The sequence below is a fragment of the Citrobacter sp. S39 genome (assembly GCF_009495675.1).
Classification (GTDB): Bacteria; Pseudomonadota; Gammaproteobacteria; order Enterobacterales; family Enterobacteriaceae; genus Citrobacter; species Citrobacter freundii.
Window position 1 is genome coordinate 4,238,988 of record NZ_CP045555.1, and the last position, 14,352, is coordinate 4,253,339.

15 protein-coding genes, 5 tRNA genes and 1 other RNA gene are annotated in these 14,352 nt (G+C 50.6%); 2 read left to right on the forward strand and 19 right to left on the reverse strand.

What is annotated here, in order from left to right; all coding sequences use genetic code 11:
* Positions 1–54: 54 nt before the first annotated feature.
* Together GFB57_RS20295 and zitB are read left to right on the forward strand one after the other, a co-directional pair.
* Complete coding sequence (locus tag GFB57_RS20295; RefSeq protein ID WP_290366899.1) at positions 55–429, forward strand: YbgS-like family protein; 375 nt, start codon at positions 55–57, stop codon at positions 427–429.
* A 113-nt stretch (positions 430–542) separates the two neighbouring features.
* Complete coding sequence (zitB, locus tag GFB57_RS20300; RefSeq protein WP_003022992.1) at positions 543–1,484, forward strand: CDF family zinc transporter ZitB; 942 nt, start codon at positions 543–545, stop codon at positions 1,482–1,484.
* Here the strand turns inward: zitB and pnuC are convergent.
* The 19 genes from pnuC to cydA form a co-directional block, all read right to left on the reverse strand.
* On the reverse strand, positions 1,481–2,200 hold the full coding sequence (gene pnuC / locus GFB57_RS20305; protein WP_003022990.1) for a nicotinamide riboside transporter PnuC: 720 nt from the start codon (positions 2,198–2,200) through the stop codon (positions 1,481–1,483). The two genes, zitB and pnuC, sit on opposite strands and share 4 nt — an antisense overlap.
* A gap of 26 nt (positions 2,201–2,226) precedes the next feature.
* Entirely contained in the window at positions 2,227–3,270 is a 1,044-nt protein-coding gene (nadA, locus tag GFB57_RS20310) for a quinolinate synthase NadA (RefSeq protein WP_003022986.1), read from the reverse strand.
* Positions 3,271–3,551: 281 nt separating this feature from the next.
* A non-coding RNA gene (locus GFB57_RS20315) (RtT sRNA) lies at positions 3,552–3,685 on the reverse strand.
* A 22-nt stretch (positions 3,686–3,707) separates the two neighbouring features.
* Positions 3,708–3,783 (reverse strand) — tRNA-Lys (locus GFB57_RS20320).
* Between the two features lie 32 nt (positions 3,784–3,815).
* Positions 3,816–3,891, reverse strand: a tRNA-Lys gene (locus tag GFB57_RS20325).
* A 45-nt stretch (positions 3,892–3,936) separates the two neighbouring features.
* A tRNA-Lys gene (locus tag GFB57_RS20330) sits at positions 3,937–4,012 on the reverse strand.
* A 3-nt stretch (positions 4,013–4,015) separates the two neighbouring features.
* Positions 4,016–4,091: transfer RNA gene (locus tag GFB57_RS20335), tRNA-Val, on the reverse strand.
* A 137-nt stretch (positions 4,092–4,228) separates the two neighbouring features.
* A tRNA-Lys gene (locus GFB57_RS20340) sits at positions 4,229–4,304 on the reverse strand.
* A 165-nt stretch (positions 4,305–4,469) separates the two neighbouring features.
* A complete protein-coding gene (gene cpoB / locus GFB57_RS20345; protein ID WP_003022984.1) occupies positions 4,470–5,261 on the reverse strand; it encodes a cell division protein CpoB in 792 nt (263 codons plus the stop codon).
* Positions 5,262–5,270: 9 nt separating this feature from the next.
* Positions 5,271–5,789: a peptidoglycan-associated lipoprotein Pal gene (gene pal / locus GFB57_RS20350; RefSeq protein WP_003022983.1), complete on the reverse strand. Its 519-nt coding sequence runs from the start codon at positions 5,787–5,789 to the stop codon at positions 5,271–5,273.
* A 34-nt stretch (positions 5,790–5,823) separates the two neighbouring features.
* A complete protein-coding gene (gene tolB / locus GFB57_RS20355; protein WP_003022981.1) occupies positions 5,824–7,116 on the reverse strand; it encodes a Tol-Pal system beta propeller repeat protein TolB in 1,293 nt (430 codons plus the stop codon).
* Positions 7,117–7,244: 128 nt separating this feature from the next.
* Positions 7,245–8,501: a cell envelope integrity protein TolA gene (gene tolA, locus GFB57_RS20360; RefSeq protein ID WP_003022980.1), complete on the reverse strand. Its 1,257-nt coding sequence runs from the start codon at positions 8,499–8,501 to the stop codon at positions 7,245–7,247.
* A 64-nt stretch (positions 8,502–8,565) separates the two neighbouring features.
* Positions 8,566–8,994 carry a colicin uptake protein TolR gene (tolR, locus tag GFB57_RS20365; protein ID WP_003022978.1) on the reverse strand — a complete coding sequence of 143 codons (429 nt, stop codon included), beginning with the start codon at positions 8,992–8,994 and terminating at the stop codon, positions 8,566–8,568.
* A gap of 3 nt (positions 8,995–8,997) precedes the next feature.
* The gene (gene tolQ / locus GFB57_RS20370; protein WP_003022976.1) at positions 8,998–9,690 is read right to left on the reverse strand and encodes a Tol-Pal system protein TolQ; all 693 of its coding nucleotides are present in this window, start codon (positions 9,688–9,690) and stop codon (positions 8,998–9,000) included.
* The gene (gene ybgC / locus GFB57_RS20375) at positions 9,687–10,091 is read right to left on the reverse strand and encodes a tol-pal system-associated acyl-CoA thioesterase (protein WP_003835413.1); all 405 of its coding nucleotides are present in this window, start codon (positions 10,089–10,091) and stop codon (positions 9,687–9,689) included. The genes tolQ and ybgC overlap by 4 nt, the downstream gene beginning before the upstream one ends.
* Positions 10,092–10,241: 150 nt before the next feature.
* Positions 10,242–10,535, reverse strand: coding sequence for a cyd operon protein YbgE (gene ybgE / locus GFB57_RS20380; RefSeq protein WP_003022971.1), 294 nt, complete (start codon positions 10,533–10,535; stop codon positions 10,242–10,244).
* Positions 10,535–10,648 (reverse strand): cytochrome bd-I oxidase subunit CydX, encoded by a 114-nt coding sequence (gene cydX / locus GFB57_RS20385; RefSeq protein WP_003022970.1) that lies wholly within the window; start codon positions 10,646–10,648, stop codon positions 10,535–10,537. The genes ybgE and cydX overlap by 1 nt, the downstream gene beginning before the upstream one ends.
* A 14-nt stretch (positions 10,649–10,662) precedes the next feature.
* The gene (gene cydB / locus GFB57_RS20390) at positions 10,663–11,802 is read right to left on the reverse strand and encodes a cytochrome d ubiquinol oxidase subunit II (RefSeq protein ID WP_003022968.1); all 1,140 of its coding nucleotides are present in this window, start codon (positions 11,800–11,802) and stop codon (positions 10,663–10,665) included.
* Positions 11,803–11,817: 15 nt separating this feature from the next.
* Complete coding sequence (gene cydA / locus GFB57_RS20395) at positions 11,818–13,386, reverse strand: cytochrome ubiquinol oxidase subunit I (protein WP_003022965.1); 1,569 nt, start codon at positions 13,384–13,386, stop codon at positions 11,818–11,820.
* Positions 13,387–14,352 lie beyond the last annotated feature (966 nt).

The window sequence follows — 14,352 nt, forward strand, 5'->3', positions numbered from 1 at the left end:
ACATGCACTGTTGGAAGACGTTATCCGACATATCGACCATAACAGGAGCATATTATGCATATGACAAAGCTGGCTTCACTCTTTCTTACCGCTACACTCAGCCTCGCCAGCGGCGCGGCGCTGGCTGCTGAAACCAATACGCAGTCCAATAACGGCCAGGCAAATTCCTCGGCGGATGCCGGTCAGGTCGCCCCAGACGCACGCGAAAACGTGGCACCAAATAACGTTGACAACAGTAACGTGAATTCGGGTGGCACAATGCTGCACCCGAACGGTTCATCAATGAACCATGAAGGGATGACCAAAGACGAGATGCACAAAAACGCCATGTGTAAGGACGGTCGCTGCCCTGATGTGAATAAGAAGGTTGAGACCGGAAACGGCATTAATAATGATGCCGAGACAAAAACTGATGGCACTACGCAGTAACGCTGAAAATAAAGCTAATAACGGGAGAGCAATAGCTCTCCTTTTTAATTTTATCATCCCAAAAACGGTATGATGGCATACAGTAAAGATGAGAATAACAAAGGGATGGCATAATGGCGCACTCGCATACTCATAATTCCTCTGAGCAACCCAAGGACAATAATGCCCGCCGCTTGATGTTTGCATTCTGCATTACAGCCGGATTTATGTTGGTTGAAGTGGTAGGTGGAATACTTTCAGGTTCACTGGCCTTGCTGGCTGATGCCGGGCATATGCTCACTGATGCCGCAGCGCTCCTTTTCGCGCTGCTGGCCGTCCGGTTTTCCCATCGACCGCCCACAATACGACACACCTTCGGCTGGCTGAGGCTCACGACACTGGCCGCGTTTGTTAATGCCATCGCATTGGTCGTGATCACCATTTTAATCGTCTGGGAAGCCATTGAGCGCTTCCATACGCCCCGCCCCGTGGCAGGCGGCATGATGATGGTTATAGCTGTCGCGGGTTTACTCGCCAACGTGCTGGCTTTTTGGGTTCTACACCGCGGCAGTGAGGAGAAAAACCTGAACGTCCGCGCTGCGGCACTACATGTGATGGGCGATTTACTCGGCTCGGTCGGGGCGATCATCGCTGCGCTTATTATTATCTGGACGGGCTGGACGCCTGCGGACCCGATTCTCTCGATTCTGGTTTCCGTGCTGGTACTGCGCAGCGCCTGGCGACTGTTAAAGGATAGCGTTAATGAATTACTGGAAGGTGCCCCGCTGACGCTGGATATTGCCGCACTGCAGCGCCATCTCAGCCGGGATATCCCCGAAGTCCGCAATGTACACCATGTCCATGTCTGGATGGTGGGTGAAAAACCGGTAATGACGCTGCATGTGCAGGTGATCCCGCCGCACGATCATGATGCCCTGCTGGAACGTATTCAGCATTTCCTTATCCACCACTACCAGATTGAACACGCGACGATCCAGATGGAGTATCAGCCGTGCAATGGGCCGGACTGCCACCTGTACCAAGGCGTGTCCGGCCATTCACATCATCACCATTAATGGGACAGCGCGCGGGAACCCCGCTCACGCGCGCTGTTAATCCACATCCTGCTACCATTCAGGGCGATAACCGTCAGGATCATATACTCCAGCGACATGGCATATACGCCTTGTAGGGCGAAAATCACTACGCTTATTACGTTAATGATCACCCACAGCAGCCAGTTTTCGACGTATTTGCGCGTCATCAGGATCATCGCCGCAATCGACAACACCATCATGCAGGAGTCCCAGAACGGGAATGCATCGGGTTGCAACTCAGGCACAACAACCTGTAATCCTAATGCCTGCATAATGTTCACCGCAATGCGGGTCAGGAATGCAAAGACCGGGTCGATATAGACCGACATCAGACCGATCGCTACCACGCAAGCCGCCAGCCAGCCGATCGCTTTTGGTAACGGCAGCCAGCGAATTTTCAGTTCCGCTTCATGCTGGTTAGTTTGCCTGGACCAGGCATACCAGCCGTAGATGTTGGCGGCAAAGAAGAAAACTTGCAGCAACAGGCTTGCATAGAGCTGGATCTGAAAGAAGATAATCGCAAACAGCGTGACGTTTATCAGGCCGAAGAAGTAATTGCTTATTTTCTCAAGGCTCGCCAGACCAATACACAGCAACCCGGCGATCGTCCCCACAGCTTCGATCCACGACAGATCGTAACCGCCAGCGCCGATCGGAATATGTACCAGAATGTTCTGCGTGCTAAAAAAGTCCATCTTTTCCCCCAGAGCAAAAAAATTAATTAAGCTCGAAGTGTAGCCGCAAATTCCAACATGCGGTTTAACGGCAACAACGCCCCTTCTCGCAGCACAGCATCAACATGTATCTCATGAGCCGCTCCGCCTTGTTCCAGGCCCTCAGCAATCGCCTTGAGGCCGTTCATCGCCATCCACGGACAATGCGCACAGCTGCGACAGGTTGCCCCTTCGCCAGCCGTCGGCGCTTCAAACAATTCTTTATCCGGAACGGCCTGCTGCATTTTGTAAAAAATGCCCCGGTCAGTCGCCACAATCAGCTGTTGATGCGGTAACGATTTAGCTGCGTTGATTAACTGGCTGGTTGAGCCAACCGCATCAGCCATATCAACGATAGACTGAGGGGACTCCGGGTGCACCAACACCGCAGCATCAGGGTAAAGCCCCTTCATGCGTGTTAAAGCCTGAGTTTTAAATTCGTCGTGGACGATACAGGCCCCCTGCCAACAAAGAACGTCTGCACCGGTCTGTTTTTGCACGTAGTTGCCCAGATGTCTGTCCGGAGCCCAGATGATTTTTTCACCTAAACTATCAAGGTGCTCAATAAGTTCTACCGCGATACTGGACGTGACGACCCAGTCCGCACGTGCTTTAACGGCAGCGGAGGTATTGGCGTAAACCACCACAGTACGATCAGGATGCGCATCGCAAAACGCGCTGAAAGCATCAATCGGACAACCCAGATCTAATGAACATTCCGCCTGTAAGGTCGGCATCAGGATGGTCTTTTCCGGGCTGAGGATTTTGGCGGTTTCCCCCATAAACCTCACTCCTGCAACCAACAGCGTAGAGGCAGAATGTTTTGAGCCGAACCGCGCCATCTCCAGAGAATCAGAAATACAGCCACCGGTCTCTTCGGCCAATTGCTGAATTTCAGGATCGGTGTAATAGTGCGCGACCATAACGGCATCACGCTCTTTCAACAGGCGCTTGATTTTTTCACGATAAAATTGCTTTTCATCCACACTCAGCGGGGCTGGCTTCGGCGGAAACGGATAAATTGCTGCTTCTGGATCAAACATCACGCTCATCTTGCTTTCTCGTTTTACTAGCTTAACGAAATAACCGATTAAAAGCGTGACGCACGCCGTATTCGGTTAGATTTGTTTTATATGCTAAACAAGATAGCGGATTGGCGTAAGAAAGTCACAATAATTGCGTGTGATGAATGCCGGATGGCGACTGACGTCCTATCCGGCCTACGTGAATAGTGTCATCTGTAGGACTGATAAGCGAAGCGCATCAGGCAAGCAGGTTCGAATCGTTGATTCTGCGCATAGCAAAAAAGCGCCTTTAGGGCGCTTTTTTACACTGGTGGGGCGTGCAGGATGACTCGCTACGCTCGCCCTTCGGGCCATCGCCGTAAACGGCTCCGTTGTCTCACTTCGTTCGACCCGAACCTGCTGCAGGTTCGAATCATGAAATCCTGCGCATAGCAAAAAAGCGCCTTTAGGGCGCTTTTTTACACTGGTGGGGCGTGCAGGATTCGAACCTGCGACCAATTGATTAAAAGTCAACTGCTCTACCAACTGAGCTAACGCCCCCTTATGGGGTTTACTTCTTTATACTTTCAGGATGGTGGGTCGTGCAGGATTCGAACCTGCGACCAATTGATTAAAAGTCAACTGCTCTACCAACTGAGCTAACGACCCGCTCGGGTATAACCTGAAAATTTTTACTCGGTACCACCAATAAATTGGTGGGGCGTGCAGGATTCGAACCTGCGACCAATTGATTAAAAGTCAACTGCTCTACCAACTGAGCTAACGCCCCGAGTGGTGGGTGATGACGGGATCGAACCGCCGACCCCCTCCTTGTAAGGGAGGTGCTCTCCCAGCTGAGCTAATCACCCGATACTACGCTGGATACTACTTACTAACTGAGTTAGTGGTGGGTCGTGCAGGATGACTCGACTTCGTCTCGCCCTACGGGCCGTTGCTTACGCAACGTTATCCTTCACGTTTTACAATCGCATTCCACCTTAGCGATTGGTGGGTCGTGCAGGATTCGAACCTGCGACCAATTGATTAAAAGTCAACTGCTCTACCAACTGAGCTAACGACCCACTTTTTTTGCCGCTTTCGGGCTGTTTGATATCCCTTGGCAACGGCGGCATATATTACTGATTTCAGATTTTAGCGCAACAAAAATTTCGATGTAAATAACTCAACTGCTTAGGAATCACACGACGCGACCAGAATTAACACGATTTCTGGTCGCATGGTGTTCATTACATCGCGCCAAGGCGTTTTTGCGCTTGTTTCGCGCCATCAGTGCCAGGGTATTTAGTGATAACCTGCTGATAAACGGCTTTAGCTTTTGCTGTGTCACCTTTGTCCTGCATGATGACGCCGACTTTATACATCGCGTCTGCAGCCTTTGGTGATTTAGGGAAGTTTTTAACTACTGAAGCAAAATAGAACGCTGCATCATCTTTTTTCCCCTTGTTGTAATTCAACTGACCCAGCCAGTAATTCGCATTTGGCAGGTAAGTCGAGTCTGGGTACTTTTTGATGAAGTTCTGAAATGCTTCAATCGCATCATCCTGGCGGGATTTATCCTGCACCAGAGCAATGGCCGCATTGTAATCAGTGTTCGCATCGCCAGTCTGCGCCGGGGTTCCTGACGCTGCCGCTGCGCCCGCATCAGGCGTAGGGGTTGCTGCTGCCCCACTCTGATCGCTACCTGCAGACTGCGCCGCAGGCGCACTACCGCTGCCAAGATTATTAATCTGCAACAATATTTGCTTCTGGCGTTCAACAACCTGGTTCAACTGATACTGATTTTCCTGAATTTGACCACGCAGGGAATCAATATCGGACTGATTATCGGAGAGTTGTTGCTGGAGTTGGGTTAAAAGCTGACTGTGAGCGTTAGAAATACGCTCGAGTTGAGTGACACGGTCTTCGACCGAGCCTGAGCCGACACTACTGATTGGCGCCTGAGCAAAAGCGGCCCAAGGGGCCGCTATGCCAACCAGTAACGACAGACTCAACAGATGATGTCTGAAGTTACTGCTCATGCAATTCTCTTAGTAAACCAGTACGGCGCGACGGTTTTTGGCGTAAGCCGCTTCGTCATGACCCAGTACTGCAGGTTTTTCTTTACCGTAAGAAACGATGGAGATCTGGTCAGCAGAAACGCCTTTACCCTGCAGGTACATCTTAACGGCGTTCGCACGACGCTCACCCAGGGAGATGTTGTACTCAGGAGTACCACGTTCGTCCGCATGACCTTCTACGGTGACTTTGTAAGACGGGTTGCTACGCAGGAAGTTAGCGTGAGCATCCAGCATTGCAGCGAAATCAGAACGGATATCGTACTTGTCCAGATCGAAGTAAACGATGTTGTTCTGCTGCAGCTGTTGCATCTGAAGACGCGCTTGCTCTTCAGAAGACATGTTGCCGCTGCCGTTTGCATCCATACCAGTGCCGGCACCCAGCATGCCTTCGCTGCCGTCATTGCTGGCGTTCTTGTTAGAAGAACACGCTGCAATAGCCATAACAGGCAGAGCAATCATCAGCCCTTTCAGCACTTTGTTCAGTTGCATTTCAATGATTCCTTTATTAATCAATTATTTATTATCACAGATACGGCGACCAGGCAGGGAATTTAACCTGTCCATCAGTTGCCGGAAGACGCGCTTTGAAACGCCCATCTGTAGAAACCAAATTCAGCACGGATCCCATCCCCTGAGAAGAGCTGTAGATTACCATAGTGCCGTTAGGTGCCAGACTTGGCGTTTCGTCCAGGAACGTTGACGACAGAACTTGTACGCCACCCGCTACCAGATCTTGTTTGGCAATGTGCTGCTGACCGTTGGCCGAACTTACCATTACCATAAATTTACCGTCGCTGCTCACATCCGCATCCTGGTTTTGCGAACCTTCCCAGGTAATACGCTGCGGAGCACCGCCGTTGACGTTAACTTTATATACCTGCGGACGACCGGCCTGGTCAGATGTAAAGGCCAGGTTTTGGCTGTCCGGGAACCAGGTCGGTTCCGTATTGTTGCTACGACCATCCGTCACCTGACGGATCTGACCGGAACCAATGTCCATGACATACAGGTTCAGGCTACCGGTTTTAGACAGGGCAAACGCCAGTTTGCTGCCATCCGGAGAAAACGCAGGCGCACCGTTGTGACGTGGGAACGACGCTACCTGACGAACCGCGCCATTAGACAACGTCTGAATAACCAGTGCAGAACGACCACTCTCGAAGGTTACGTACGCCAGTTTTGATCCGTCCGGAGACCACGCCGGAGACATCAGCGGCTGCGGAGAACGGTGTACCACGAACTGGTTGTAACCATCGTAGTCGGACACACGTAATTCGTACGGGAACTGACCACCGTTGGTCTGAACAACATAAGCGATACGGGTACGGAATGCACCTTTAATGCCGGTCAGTTTTTCAAACACTTCGTCACTTGCAGTATGCCCCGCGTAACGCAGCCACTGCTTGTTCACTTTATAAGTGTTCTGTGCCAGTACGGTACCCGGTGCGCCACCGGTGTCAACCAGCTGATAGGCAACGCTGTAAGAACCATCCGGGTTCGGCGTAACCTGGCCGACGACTACGGCATCAATGCCCAGCGCAGACCAAGCGGCAGGTTGAACTTCCTGCGCGGTACCAGGCTGCTGAGGCAGACGAGAACGGTCTAACGGGTTAAATTTACCGCTGTTACGCAGGTCAGCACCTACGATACCACCGATATCTTCAGGTGCAGCACCCGGTCCTGCCCACTGGAAGGGGACAACACCAATCGGGCGCGCCGAGTCCACCCCCTGGGTGATCTCGATACGTACTTCTGCGTGCAGCACCGCTGCCCACAGCATCAGAAAACCAAATGCTACTCGTAATGCCTGCTTCATCATATCTCCCTTATCTGGACGGAAAGCCCACGATAATTTAGCAGAATGTTAACAAACTCAAATACACAAAACTACCACAACTCAGTATCAACCTTAGACCGTTTCCCCTGATTTCTCAGGGGTCGTTATTACAGTTTGAAGTCCAGTTTGGCATCTTTTACTTTTTCATAAACTGCCTGGCTAGGCGGTTTAGGAATTCTGGCGGTTTTCGCAGCCGTCAGCGCAGCCTGACACAATGCTGGATCCCCACCCTCTTCGGTCACATCCAGTAACAGACCATCGGGTGCTAACTTGATATGTAATACGCAAGATTTACCTGCATACAAATCTGCACCATACAGACGGCTCTGGATCGCATTACGAATTTGAGATGCGTAAGCACTGATATCAGCACCAGATGCACCGCCATTGGCACCACTTGTACCACTATCTTTCGCCGGTTGGCCGTTTCCTTTCGCTCCACCGCCCGATTTCGGTGCATTCTTACCGGAGCTCAGGTCACCCAACAAGTCGTCAACGCCAGAGGCTGCAGCGGCTTTTTCGGCCGCAGCCTTTTTAGCAGCTGCTGCTTTATCTGCCGCAGCTTTCTTATCGGCAGCGGCTTTCTCGGCTGCAGCTTTTTTGTCTGCTGCTGCTTTTTCCGCTGCGGCTTTCTTATCAGCCGCCGCTTTTTCAGCAGCGGCCGCTTTCGCGGCGGCGGCTTTTTCTGCTTTCTCAGCGGCAGCTTTCTCGGCTGCTGCTTGCTTAGCGGCTTCAGCCTGTGCTTTCTTCGCAGCGTCCGCGGCAGCTTTAGCAGCTTGTGCTTCGGCAACTTTCTTCGCATCAGCAGCGGCTTTAGCAGCTTCCGCCTCAGCTTTTTTCTGTGCGTCCGCAGCGGCTTTCTTCGCGGCATCTGCCGCTTGTTTCGCCTGTGCATCAGCTTTAGCCTTCGCGTCTGCAGCAGCCTTCGCCGCAGCTTCTTCAGCCTGTTTCTGTTGCTCTTGCGCTTTCGCGGCGGCGGCTTCAGCTTGCTTCTGCTGTTCCGCCTGTTCGCGCACTTTTTCCTGCGCGGCTAAGCGTTCTTTTTCCAGCTGCTTCAGTCGCTCTTGCTCAGCTGCCTGTTTCTCGCGAAGTTCTTCAGCTTGCTGCTGCGCCTGCTTTTCACGCTGCTCTTCAGCACGTTTCGCGCTTGCCTGCTGTTGCTGCTGCCTGTCGTACTGTTGCACAACGGCTCCAGGATCGACCATAACGGCGTCGATGGACGAACCGCCACCGCCGCCGGCTGAAGCATCAATGTGCTCATCGAACGAACTCCAGATCAGCGCTGCAAATAAAATGACATGCAGCACCGCTGAAATAATTATCGCCCTTTTGAGCTTGTCGTTTTGTTCGGTTGCCTTTGACACTCTCGGTTCCCAAAAAACTGTTCGCCTGTTACGTGCTATCTTTCAAGCCAGCAAAACGCCGTCATCAGATTGGCTGCGTCATCAAGCCAACCGATTTTACGCCTGCACTGTGTAACAAGTTCAGCGCTTTAATTATTTCATCATAAGGCACGTCTTTCGCACCACCGATTAAAAAGACCGTTTTCGGATTGGTCTGCAGGCGACTTTTCGCTTCCGCGATAACCTGCTCCGGCGGCAGTTGATCCATACGATCTTTCTCAACCACCACGCTGTATTGCCCAATACCGGAAACTTCAATAATGACCGGGGGTTCGTCGTTACTGCTGACGGCTTGCGATTCGGTCGCATCCGGCAGGTCGACTTCCACACTCTGCGTAATGATCGGTGCGGTTGCCATAAAGATCAGCAACAGCACCAGCAGTACGTCGAGCAGCGGTACAATATTGATTTCGGACTTGAGTTCGCGACGACCTCGTCCACGCGTTCTGGCCATGGCTTACCCCTTGTTGCTCTCGCTAACGGTAAACGCCTGGCGGTGCAGAATCGCGGTGAACTCTTCCATAAAGTTGTCGTAATTCAGTTCCAGTTTGTTCACGCGCTGGTTCAGACGGTTGTAGGCCATAACCGCCGGGATTGCCGCAAACAGACCGATAGCCGTTGCAATCAACGCTTCCGCGATACCCGGTGCAACCATTTGCAGCGTCGCCTGTTTTACCGCGCCCAGCGCGATAAATGCGTGCATGATCCCCCAAACGGTACCGAACAGACCGATATACGGGCTGATGGAGCCAACGGTTCCGAGGAATGGAATATGCGTTTCCAGCGTTTCCAGCTCACGGTTCATCGAGATACGCATCGCACGGGAAGCCCCCTCAACGACCGCTTCCGGCGCGTGGCTATTTGCCCGATGCAAACGGGCAAATTCTTTGAACCCGCTGTAGAAAATTTGTTCTGAGCCAGCCAAATTATCACGACGCCCCTGGCTTTCCTGGTACAGGCGCGACAATTCAATGCCAGACCAGAACTTGTCTTCAAATGCTTCGGCTTCACGTGAAGCAGCATTAAGAATACGGGTCCGCTGGATAATAATGGCCCAGGATGCGATTGAGAAACCAATCAAAATCAACATGATAAGTTTAACCAGAAGGCTTGCCTTCAGGAACAAATCAAGGATATTCATGTCAGTCACTGCTTAAACTCCGCGACAATAGACTTGGGAAGCGCACGAGGCTTCATTTTGAGTGGATCAACGCAAACAATCAGAACTTCGGCTTCATTCAGCACGGTGTTCTCTGCGTTGACAATGCGTTGCGTGAAAACCAAAGAGGTGCCACGCATTGACGTAATTTCGGTTTGAACTTCGAGCATATCGTCGAGCCGGGCAGGCGCAAAATACTCGAGGGTCATCTTGCGCACCACAAAGGCTACACGTTCAGCCAACAGGACCTGCTGACTGAAGTGATGATGACGCAGCATCTCTGTGCGCGCTCTTTCATAAAAAGCGACGTAGCTGGCGTGGTAAACCACCCCACCGGCATCGGTATCTTCATAGTAGACACGAACCGGCCATCGAAACAGCGTTGTATTCACTTTACATCCCGGTAATGCAACAAAAGGTTAGTGCTTTCAAACTTCGCTACTATACGCGCGGGAATGGTGCTTTGGAATGGGGGAAAGTAAACGGAGAGTAAAAAATTATGGGCTTATGCAAGCCCATAAATATTTAAGGATGTTTCTTATTCAAAAGAAGAAGAAAAACAGACCAACAACGAGGACGATATCCGCGATCAGCGGGCAGAAGATACCCTGCCAGTGTACGGCACGAGGACGAAAGCCAACGCCGTGAATGATGCCTGCGCAGACCGCCCACATAAGCAGAAAACCATGCCAGATTTCAAGCTCACTGGTTTTGGCCGCGAAACGTGACGGATCCCAGAATATGCAGCCGGCCAATACGATTGCCAGCACAAATGAAAGCGCCCGCAAGGGGCGCTTGTCCATCGCGTTGTATAACATCGCGATAATGTTGGTCATTAGCTATCTTCTTGTCCGGCTTTGCCTGATTCAACGTGTTCAAGCGCCAGCGCTGTGATTATCCCAAATGCACAGGCAAGAAGCGTTCCCAAAATCCATGCGAAATACCACATTTTAAGCTCCTTACTTAGTACAGAGAGTGGGTGTTGCTTTCAATATCTTCTTTAGTGATGCGACCAAACATCTTCCAGTAACACCAGCCGGTGTACAGCAGAATGATCGGTACGAACACACAAGCTACATACGTCATCAGATTCAGCGTCAGCTGGCTGGACGTTGCATCCCACATGGTCAAACTTGCGTTCATCATGGTGCTGGATGGCATCACAAACGGGAACATTGCGATACCGGCAGTCAGGATGATGCATGCTAACGTCAGTGAAGAGAAGACGAATGCCCAGGCCCCTTTCTCCATACGAGAAGTCAGAATGGTCAACAGCGGCAGAACCACGCCCAGTGCAGGAACCAGCCACAGGATAGGTGCATTGTTAAAGTTCACCATCCATGCGCCAGCCACGCGAGCCACTTCTTTGGTCAGCGGGTTGGAGGCGGCATGATGATCCAGGGCTGAGGTCACAACATAACCGTCAATACCGTAAATCACCCATACACCGGCCAGCGCGAAGCAGACCAGAGTCACCAGCGCCGCAACCTGTGAAGTTGCACGAGCACGCAGATGCAGTTCACCTACCGTACGCATCTGCAGATAGGTCGCACCCTGGGTGATGATCATCCCAACGCTCACGACACCAGCCAGCAGACCAAACGGATTCAGCAACTGGAAGAAGTTACCGGTGTAGTACAAACGCATGTAGTCATCTACGTGGAACGGAACCCCTTGCAGCAGGTTGCCGAACGCCACGCCAATCACCAGCGGTGGCACGAAGCTACCAATGAAGATGCCCCAGTCCCACATGTTGCGCCAGCGCATGTCTTCAATCTTGGAGCGGTAATCAAAACCGACCGGACGGAAGAACAAAGACGCCAGTACCAGGATCATCGCCACATAGAAACCGGAGAACGCAGCGGCATACACCATCGGCCAGGCAGCGAACAGTGCGCCACCCGCGGTGATGAGCCAAACCTGGTTACCGTCCCAGTGCGGGGCGATGGAGTTAATCATAATTCGACGCTCGGTATCATTACGACCGAGGAAACGGGTGAGCATGCCCACCCCCATGTCGAAGCCATCAGTGACCGCGAAACCAATCAGCAGAATGCCAACCAGCAGCCACCAGATAAAACGCAATACTTCATAATCGATCATTTGACGACTCCTGTCTTAGCGTGCCGGCTGAGAAGTCACAGTGGACTGCTCGTAGTGATAACGACCGGTTTTCAGGCTACTCGGCCCAAGGCGTGCGAACTTGAACATCAGATACAGTTCAGCCACCAGGAACAGGGTATACAGGCCGCAAATCAACAGCATCGAGAAGATGAGGTCGCCAGCAGTCAGCGAAGAGTTCGCTACGGCTGTTGGTAACACTTCACCAATCGCCCACGGTTGACGACCGTACTCTGCGACAAACCAACCGGATTCAATAGCAATCCACGGCAGAGGAATCGCGTACAGCGCAGTGCGCAGCAGCCATTTTTTCTCACCGATACGGTTACGAAGCACAGTCCAGAAGGACACCGCGATAATTGCCAGCATCAGAATGCCGCATGCCACCATGATACGGAAAGCGAAGTACAGCGGCGCAACGCGAGGGATAGAATCTTTCGTTGCCTGCTGAATTTGCGCTTCGGTCGCGTCGGTGACGTTATCCGTATAGCGTTTCAGCAGCAGACCATAACCCAGGTCTTTCTTCATGCTGTTGAACTGGTCGCGAACGGCCTGGTCGGTAGTACCAGCACGCAGTTCTTCCAGCAATTGATACGCTTTCATCCCGTTACGGATACGCTCTTCGTGCTGCACCATCAGGTCTTTCAGACCAATGACCGGTGTATCAACAGAGCGGGTGGCGATGATGCCCAGCGCATAAGGAATTTGAATCGCAAAATGGTTTTCCTGCGCATCCTGGTCCGGAATACCGAACAGCGTAAAGGAAGCCGGTGCAGGCTGAGTTTCCCATTCTGCTTCAATCGCTGCGAGTTTGGTTTTCTGCACGTCGCCCATTTCGTAACCAGATTCATCACCCAGAACGATAACAGACAGAATGGCAGCCATACCAAAGCTGGCCGCGATGGCAAAAGAACGTTTAGCAAACGCGAAGTCACGACCGCGCAGCATATAGTAGGAGCTGATACCCAGAACGAACATCGCGCCGCATACATAACCAGATGCCACAGTGTGAACAAATTTCACCTGTGCTACCGGGTTGAGCACCAGTTCAGAGAAGCTCAGCATCTCCATACGCATGGTTTCGAAGTTGAAATCCGCTGCGATTGGGTTCTGCATCCAGCCGTTCGCAACCAGAATCCACAGCGCGGACAGGTTAGAACCCAGGGCCACCAGCCAGGTGACACACATATGCTGGACTTTACCCAAACGGTCCCAGCCGAAGAAGAACAGACCTACAAAGGTGGATTCGAGGAAGAAGGCCATCAAACCTTCGATCGCCAGCGGCGCACCGAAAATATCCCCTACATAGTGGGAGTAGTAAGACCAGTTAGTCCCGAACTGGAACTCCATGGTCAGACCGGTAGCCACACCCAGAGCGAAGTTGATACCAAACAACTTGCCCCAGAACTTGGTCATATCTTTATAAATCTGTTTGCCGGAAAGGACGTAGACCGTTTCCATAATGGCCAGCAAGAACGCCATACCGAGCGTCAGTGGCACAAACAGGAAGTGGTACATCGCGGTCAAGGCAAACTGTAAGCGCGACAGTTCGACTATATCTAACATCATGACTCCTTGCTCATCGCATGAAGACTCCGAGAGTGAACCCCGTTAGAAAGGGTCACACGCATGCCCCAATACAAATTTATCTGCTTCCTTACGCCGCTACTCTTTCTTCTCTTGTGAAGAAAGGACAATGGAGAAAGGTTACAAACATGTTAATAAAACACTCAAATTGATCCCGCAATTATATTACGCCGTAAAATCCTTACAATAAACAGGTTTTTATCGAGACAAATTTGCATTTTTCGATAGTGATCAATTTATAGCTAATTTACCACTTTCAGACCAATTTGATCTGCAGCAATTTAACCTCTTTTGATGCTGTTTTCCAAGTTTTAAACATTGATTTAAATCAATTTTCAAATTTAATGTTAATAGTGTTTAACACTCGCATGACTAGTGAATGCGATGTTAACAACATGTTTTTCAATGAGTAATTGCCGTTACTACAAATGATAGGATATTTATTTAAATGTACACGATCTTTTAACCAGCCAGGCTGACAAAATTGATAGCAGATAAAGAATCACTAATGCTAGGTAGCTCACAGTTTTTTGTTTAGCAAGTCATGGACTTGTTATTTCATACAAATTATTCATTTAAATTTTACTTATAATTAACACCAAGATGTAACTATCTCAGCTGGAAGAGAAAACGTTCCACATTGACCGATGCATTGCGTTTGGTGTTCTGCGAGAGAACGCTGGCTTTTCGCTTAAATCATCACTGAAAGTTATCTTTAACGCCCACTCTGCACTTATGTGGCAAAGATTAAATATGCCACAAACATTTCATTATCATTTTTATCCTAAAATTAACAAAAATGAATTGTGACATATAAGATTAAAAAATAAAAAACCGTTACGTCGTTCACAAGTTAATTAGTAACTGTGATTTTTGAAATTATTAAAAACACGACATAAATGGCGCTCATAACAAAATAAGATTTCGATCACAAACATGGCAAGT

Coding starts and splice junctions, on each gene's coding strand:
- nadA (WP_003022986.1), bottom strand. CDS start 3,270: ATGAGCGTGATGTTTGATCCAGAAGCAGCAATTTATCCGTTTCCGCCG.
- GFB57_RS20295 (WP_290366899.1), top strand. CDS start 55: ATGCATATGACAAAGCTGGCTTCACTCTTTCTTACCGCTACACTCAGC.
- cydA (WP_003022965.1), bottom strand. CDS start 13,386: ATGTTAGATATAGTCGAACTGTCGCGCTTACAGTTTGCCTTGACCGCG.
- cydX (WP_003022970.1), bottom strand. CDS start 10,648: ATGTGGTATTTCGCATGGATTTTGGGAACGCTTCTTGCCTGTGCATTT.
- tolR (WP_003022978.1), bottom strand. CDS start 8,994: ATGGCCAGAACGCGTGGACGAGGTCGTCGCGAACTCAAGTCCGAAATC.
- tolB (WP_003022981.1), bottom strand. CDS start 7,116: ATGAAGCAGGCATTACGAGTAGCATTTGGTTTTCTGATGCTGTGGGCA.
- cydB (WP_003022968.1), bottom strand. CDS start 11,802: ATGATCGATTATGAAGTATTGCGTTTTATCTGGTGGCTGCTGGTTGGC.
- ybgE (WP_003022971.1), bottom strand. CDS start 10,535: ATGACCAACATTATCGCGATGTTATACAACGCGATGGACAAGCGCCCC.
- zitB (WP_003022992.1), top strand. CDS start 543: ATGGCGCACTCGCATACTCATAATTCCTCTGAGCAACCCAAGGACAAT.
- pnuC (WP_003022990.1), bottom strand. CDS start 2,200: ATGGACTTTTTTAGCACGCAGAACATTCTGGTACATATTCCGATCGGC.
- cpoB (WP_003022984.1), bottom strand. CDS start 5,261: ATGAGCAGTAACTTCAGACATCATCTGTTGAGTCTGTCGTTACTGGTT.
- pal (WP_003022983.1), bottom strand. CDS start 5,789: ATGCAACTGAACAAAGTGCTGAAAGGGCTGATGATTGCTCTGCCTGTT.